Genomic DNA, 6,323 nt, shown 5'->3' on the forward strand with positions numbered 1-6,323 from the left:
TCGCATCGGCATCGCGCAACTTCCGCACGATCTGCTCAGGACTATGCCGCGTCCTACGTTTCGTCGTCATTGTGAAAGTCTCCTTGCCCATCGGGCTAAAGACCTTCATAACAACTGGATCAGTTTTTCAACAGCAGGCCATGCGTAAGATGGAAATAGCTGAAAGATTTTATGGACTTGCTAGCGGTAAAAGATAATCACATTTGTCTATGCGCTTTTTGTCCGTATGACGTCCCAGGTGTATTGATGGCTGTGTTGGGGCTCGATACTGGTGTTTAATGCAGGATGCTACAAAATAAGAAGCATCCCGACTTATAAGCCAAACAAACGTGTGGTCCCGTTTCCATTTCGAATCTTTGGGTTGGAGAAATCTATGTTACCGGGACAACCTTTTGAATTGTGGAAGACCATCACGGGAAAAAGCCAAACCATTGCCGTCGTCAAGACTGACGCGATGCGGATCATCCAACTACTTATACCAGCGGGCCAGACAATTCCGAGATATGAGGCTCAAGGAGAAGCTATCCTGCACTGCCTACAAGGCAAAGTCGCGGTATCGGCTCAAGGAGATCATTATTATTTATCTTCGGGTGAGTTACTGTATCTGACAACAAGTGAGCCGTTTTCGCTCAAGGCGAAAGAGAATGTTTCATTACTGGTAACCATGATTGGACGCACCGCTGCAGGCGATGATACAATCGGCTCTTGAAACTACTGACTGAACTATGAACCTGATCAACCCGGCGTCAACTCTCGACGATGTTTGGGGAAATCGTCGGATCGGCGGGTGAACCATCGTTCACGACCGTCTCGGGCAATGGCGCTGTCTCGGTTTGCTTGACGGGTTCACCCGGTTTCGAATGCTGATAGGGCGCTGCTTGCGGCTTTTTCCGAGCAATTTGCATTTGGTCAATCACTTGCCGCACGCCGCTAATTCTGGATGCGGTGTTTTTAATCGGAATGCGCTGACCTGCATATTGTAGATTGCCCAACAGCGTCACCACGCCGCGATTTACGGTCGCTGTGATGCGCGAACCTGTTCCCGTACGCGAGAGTCGCGAATTAACCGTCTTGGACAATTCCGTATCTGACACTTCGTTTCTGCCAAACATAGTTCGATCCCCTATTGGTAAAAGAGAGAAACAATGCCGTGGAAAGAGCCAGGGCATCGGAGAGGGAATCGATCATTTGGCCGACAGCACAGCCAGTGAGAGAAGATCGCCAGTCCACATATCATTTTAACACGGGAACAGAGAAACACAATCCAAAAAGAGTTATGGTGATCGCCTGTTTGTCATGATTTACACCTACGTGTTGCCAATTCCTCGATAAAATTGTTATAAAAGCAAGTCGCACATTTCATAGAGTGCGCTAACAAACCACCGATTGAGAATGTGGGGAACATATGCCAGCGAACCACGTCAAATACAGTAGACGCTCATCTTGATTCTCATCGGCTGAAGCCCAATGGTCGCGTCGATTTTCAACGGTCGCTTGGTCGGCTATCGGGAACGGCCGCTTAACCTTTATAAAAGCTCTTTCGCGTCACGGTATCCGCTAGAAAGCTACGTCGGATTCATCTAGGATTATCGCAACGCATTTAATCAGGCGGTTAGCAAACCATTAACCAAGAATAAGGTCCGTTTGTGGCGAATAAAGAACAAAATCGTAAGGGTAAGTTGAATAAACCCAAACTTATGGTTAAGGAAAAGCAGGCCAAGAAGCTGATAAATCGAAGTAAGTAGCGCACGAACGTCGCGACAGCTTCAGAATGTGTGCCCAACCCCCACTCATTGACTTGCTGACTGGCTGATAAGCTTGCGTTGATTTAGCTATACTGACTTGACGTTCCTAGGCGGAGCGGAGTCGATGATGCTAATTCGAGTGGGCTTTGAGCTCGCGTTCAATACACCAGCGCCGACAGCGATGCTACTGGTTCTTTCTCTGCATCCGTCACGGGCGCCAACCGTACGTAAAGCAGAATCGCTAAGGGTCCAGCCGCAGACTGCAATCTCAGGATACATCGACTCATTTGGCAATCGTTGTGGTAGCACATTCGTGCCTTCAGGCACCGTCGTATTCCAAAACGATGCTATTGTGGATGATTGTGGCCTTCCAGACTTACAAGTACGGAACGCGTTGCAGCACAATGTGCAGGATTTACCTTTTGAAGTGTTAACATTTCTGCTGGCCAGCCGTTATTGCGAAGTAGATAGCGAACTAAAAGAAATTGCTTGGCAACGTTTTAGTAACACGCAGTTCGGCTGGCCGCGAGTTCAGGCGATTTGCGACTTCGTCAACCAGCATATGCGGTTTGACTATATGCAGGCCCGCGCCAATCGCACTGCTCGCGAAATCTATTACGAACGAGTCGGCGTTTGTCGCGATTATATGCATTTAGCAATTACGTTTTGTCGTTGCATGAACATCCCAGCACGTTACTGCACTGGCTATCTTGGTGACATCGGTATACCGCCTCAGCCTTGTCCGATGGACTTCAGTGCTTGGTTCGAGGTTTTTTTAGGTGGTCAGTGGTATACATTTGACGCCCGTAACAATACGCCACGTATTGGCCGGGTACTCATGGCTCGCGGTCGTGATGCTGCCGATGTCGCCCTCACAACCACCTTTGGGATGAATACGCTACAGTCCTTCAAAGTATGGACGTACGAAGTCCCTGCTAATGCACTCTTAAGCTCCTAACACGCACTGGAAGGAAGTGATCGCGTGATGGCGCCGACATAGAAATCACCCGACTGAATCTCCCAGTTTTGTTAATGCTACGCTGCCATGTGCCGCCTATTTGCCTTTCGATCTACGGTGCCAATCTGCGATTCAACTCTCTTGAACGGGTCTGGCAATTCCTTGGCGACCCAGAGTCGTCGCGATGCTCACGGCGAGTCACATATCGATGGCTGGGGTCTGGCGTCGTATGCAGATGATGGCGTGCCGCACATCACCAAATCGCTCCTTCCGGCATTTAGCGATCCACAGTTTGGTGAAGTATCAAGAACAGTTACTACGAAAACACTCGTAGCTCATGTGCGTCAGGCAAGCGTGGGCAGCGCCGCCCTCGTAAATACGCACCCGTTTATCTACGAGCGCTGGGTCTTTGTCCACAATGGCACACTGCAAGATTTTGCGGCTCGCAGAAAGCCGCTGTTCGACGCCATCCCGTATGATCTCAGAACGATGATTCGCGGCGAGACCGACAGCGAATGTGTTTTCTTTTTTTGGCTAAGTCGGTTGCGGGCTGCAGTTGGAAGCATAAATCAAACGATCTGCGTAGAAACAGTTATCACCGCGTTTCAAGAGACCGTCAACCTCGTCGACAGCTGGTTTCCAGCGCATCATGGCGAGGAATCGAAGTTCAATTTCGTCGCAACAAATGGTCGCATTATGGCTGCCACGCGATGGGGGAAATCACTGTCGTATCTTGAACGCCTGTCCGGCGGTGAAATGAGTGAAAAAGACGGCCATCCGAATGCAATTAACGCTTTTCGTTCCGTACATATATCTTCGGAGGCGACTGACGGCAATAATTGGCGTGAAGTCTCTGATCGCTCGATGATTGTCGTAGACGAACAGTTGGATGTGCATGCCGCGAGCCTGCTCTAAAAAGCTGCGGTTGACACAAACCATGGCCTTTTTGCTCGCCTAAACGAAGGCGTTACTCCCTTCACCGATCCGAAGCGCAGCCGCGAACGCGAATTGCGAAGTTGAGGTTCTTCCGTTCGCTCGCCCAATAGGTTCGAATATCAAGTCAGGGATGAAGATTAACCTGTTAAACAGCCTCGGGCATAAAGATGAAATCGGTGTTCATCGTACCGGGCGGGCTCAATTCCGGGTCGTCAAAACGAATCGTCGGCAATTCCTGTATGGCTCTTCCTAGGTAAGCGCGCCGTAAGCGCGCCAGCAACCACATCTTGACGATCGTGCTAGGCTGAGGATTTCGCCAAATTGGAATCCTTGGGAGCATGAACCATGGCGGGTCACGAGCGGGATCCGAAGCGGGAAAGGTTCTGGCGTAAGGCGCTGGCTCGGCGGATGCGGAGCGGATTGACGGTCCCTGAGTTTTGCAAGCGAGAAGGCTTGGTGGCGACAACTTACCAACATTGGCGACGGGAGATTGTCCGCCGCGATGCCCTGCTACCTGCTGTGCGTTCGAAGCGACGGCGTCGGTCTCTGTCTGCGGCGTTCGTCCCGGTGAAACTGGCAGAATCCGGAACCGGAAGTATGTATCCAGCCGAAGTGTTGCTCCCCAACGGCATCACTCTCCATCTGGCGGCCAGCATCGATCAGACCACGCTTTCTACTTTGCTTACAGCGCTGCGCGAATCATGCTAAGCCTCGCTCTGCCGGTGGAGATTTATCTCTGCACGCAACCTACGGACCTGCGGCGTGGCTTCGATCGACTGGCGCAAGCAGCCTTGGAACATGCCGGACGTGAAGTCACCAGCGGCGGCCTGTACATGTTCATCAATCGCCGCCGTGATCGGGTGAAGTTGTTGTACTGGGATGGCGATGGGTTGTGCCAATGGTACAAACGCCTCGAAGCCGGCCGCTTTCAACTGCCAGCAGTACCACCTGAGTCGAGTAGCGTGGCGCTTTCTGCGACGCAATTGTCGCTGATCCTCAGCGGTGTCGACCTGCTCAGCGTGAGACACCGGAAGCGCTATCGACAGCCAGCTTGAATCGAGTGCGAAACTTTTTTCACTGGAGTTGGTTTTAATACGGCATGAGCACGGACGCCGCTGCTTTACCGAACGATGTTACCGCTTGTCATGCGCTAATCGCGCAGCAATTCTCCACCATCGACGATTTGCAGCACAAGCTTACGCAACTGGAACACTACGTGGCGCAACTGGTCCGTGCCCGTTTTGGTCCCCGCAGTGAACGGCTCGATCCAAATCAATTGACGCTGTTCGAAGCTGCTGCGGTGGAAGCGATACCGCCGGCACGGGATGCGGTGGAATCCTCCGTTGAGCCTCACACCCGGCGCGGCGGCGGACGTAATAAATTACCGGACGCTTTGCCGCGGGAGCGGATCGAGCACGATCTGGCGGAGCACGAGAAGTTTTGCCCTAGCTGTGGACAGTTACGCCAGCGGATTGGTTGCGAGACGAGTGAGCAATTAGAATTTATTCCAGCGCAGTTGAAAGTTCTGGAACATGTGCGCTGGAAGTATGCCTGCCGGCATTGTCAGGAACATGTGGCCATCGCCGAGCCGCCAGCTAAGCCGATCGACAGAGGGCTGCCCGGACCGGGCCTCTTGGCCCAAGTGGCGGTGGGCAAATTTAGCGATCATCTGCCCCTGTATCGCTTGGAAGATGTATTTGCCCGCGGCGGCGTGGAATTGTCGCGCAGTACCCTCTGCCGCTGGGCACGCTGCACCGCCCAGTTACTGGAACCGCTGTACCGGTTAATAGTAGACCGAGTGCGTCGTTCTCATGTAATTCACACGGACGACACGCCGGTGAGCGTGCTCGATCCCACGCTGCCCAAAACCCGCATCGGTCGATTTTGGGTCTACTGCGGCGACCCGCCGAATCCCTATTCGGTATACGACTACACCGCCAGTCGCAAACGGGACGGACCGGCAAACTTCCTGAAAGATTATCAAGGTTATCTGCAGGCCGATGCGTTTGCCGGCTACGATGGGATTTATGCCGCGGGCAGCGTGAAGCAAGTGCTCTGCTGGGCGCATGCGCGGCGGAAGTTCTTCGAAGCCAAGGCGGTGCAACCGCGCGAAGCGCATCCGGCGTTGGCGTTCATCGGTCGGTTATACGAATTGGAACGAGAAGCGAAATCGCTGTCAGTCGAATCGCGAAGAAACCTGCGCCAAGAGCAAGCCGTGCCTGTGCTGGCCGAGTTCCACATCTGGCTGACGGCACTCGCCGGGCGCGTATTGCCCAAAAGTCCTGTGGGTCAGGCGATCCACTACGTGCTGCCCCGCTGGGAAGGACTCAGACGCTACTGTGAGGATGGCACCCTGGCCATCTACAATAATCTGGCTGAACGCACACTGCGTCCCTGTGCCATTGGTCGCAATTATGCCGAGTTCCGCGCTATGCGGAGATGGTCGCGGATGGCGTCGAGTTCCTGCTGGGTTTTGCTGGGCACCTTAACCACTTCCGCATTGAGTGAACTCCGCATAATCCTGACGGCTTCCTGGTTTCCTTCAACCATCAGGAGAGCCGATCATGTTCGACGTCTATTTCTGTCCCCGCGTGGTCCGCCGGCTCCGAGCGAGACCCCTTACAACTGTGCTCGAATCGTTTCTCATCTATCTCCACCATCGAGGTCACACCCGCAACACGATT

The 6,323-nt window shown here is 53.0% G+C and carries 7 protein-coding genes; 6 read left to right on the plus strand and 1 reads right to left on the minus strand.

The genetic code is table 11. From position 1 onward, the window contains the following. Window positions 1-373: 373 nt before the first annotated feature. Complete coding sequence (locus tag VMJ32_12100; protein HTQ39761.1) at window positions 374-709, plus strand: cupin; 336 nt, start codon at window positions 374-376, stop codon at window positions 707-709. A 37-nt stretch (window positions 710-746) separates the two neighbouring features. On the opposite strand, the gene VMJ32_12105 is transcribed toward VMJ32_12100, so the two are convergent. Further along, window positions 747-1,112: a BON domain-containing protein gene (locus VMJ32_12105; protein HTQ39762.1), complete on the minus strand. Its 366-nt coding sequence runs from the start codon at window positions 1,110-1,112 to the stop codon at window positions 747-749. 757 nt (window positions 1,113-1,869) lie between these two features. On the opposite strand from VMJ32_12105, the gene VMJ32_12110 reads away from it, so the two are divergent. The 5 genes from VMJ32_12110 to VMJ32_12130 all read left to right on the plus strand — a co-directional run. Then, window positions 1,870-2,703, plus strand: a complete 834-nt coding sequence (locus tag VMJ32_12110) for a transglutaminase family protein (GenBank protein HTQ39763.1) — start codon at window positions 1,870-1,872, stop codon at window positions 2,701-2,703. 87 nt (window positions 2,704-2,790) lie between these two features. Beyond that, on the plus strand, window positions 2,791-3,618 hold the full coding sequence (locus VMJ32_12115; GenBank protein ID HTQ39764.1) for a class II glutamine amidotransferase: 828 nt from the start codon (window positions 2,791-2,793) through the stop codon (window positions 3,616-3,618). Window positions 3,619-3,984: 366 nt separating this feature from the next. After that, complete coding sequence (locus VMJ32_12120; GenBank protein ID HTQ39765.1) at window positions 3,985-4,347, plus strand: hypothetical protein; 363 nt, start codon at window positions 3,985-3,987, stop codon at window positions 4,345-4,347. Then, window positions 4,341-4,694, plus strand: coding sequence for an IS66 family insertion sequence element accessory protein TnpB (gene tnpB / locus VMJ32_12125; GenBank protein ID HTQ39766.1), 354 nt, complete (start codon window positions 4,341-4,343; stop codon window positions 4,692-4,694). Before VMJ32_12120 ends, tnpB begins: the two co-directional genes overlap by 7 nt. 44 nt (window positions 4,695-4,738) lie before the next feature. Then, on the plus strand, window positions 4,739-6,323 hold a 1,585-nt coding region (locus tag VMJ32_12130), incomplete at its 3' end, for an IS66 family transposase (GenBank protein ID HTQ39767.1).

It is taken from the genome of Pirellulales bacterium (genome assembly GCA_035499655.1).
Classification (GTDB): domain Bacteria; phylum Planctomycetota; class Planctomycetia; order Pirellulales; family JADZDJ01; genus DATJYL01.